The 260-nt window shown below is 46.2% G+C and carries 1 protein-coding gene; it reads left to right on the top strand.

The window, feature by feature from the left end; all coding sequences use genetic code 11:
* Window positions 1-260, top strand: a 260-nt coding sequence (locus AAEY97_RS21350) for a terminase large subunit domain-containing protein (RefSeq protein WP_351001368.1), incomplete at both ends; no start/stop codon positions are given.

Here is a 260-nt window from a genome sequence, read left to right as displayed (position 1 = left end):
GCCGTGAGCATTTTAATATTGAATTAACCGGCTCGCCCATGGTGCTTAATTTAGCCGGCGGTAAAACGGTTAAGCTTATATTTAAAAGTACCAATGCGCGTACGGCTCAGTCGGAGTCGGGCGACTTATATATAGATGAAGTGTTTTGGATACCGAACTATAAAACGTTGCGCGGTTTGGCGCAGGCCATGGCAACGCATAAGCATTTGCGTATTACCTACTTTAGTACGCCAAGTGTTACCAGCCATGAAGCCTACGAC

It is taken from the genome of Shewanella sp. TB7-MNA-CIBAN-0143, from assembly GCF_040310065.1.
GTDB lineage: Bacteria > Pseudomonadota > Gammaproteobacteria > Enterobacterales > Shewanellaceae > Shewanella.
This window is presented reverse-complemented; position numbering and strand designations above follow the sequence as displayed.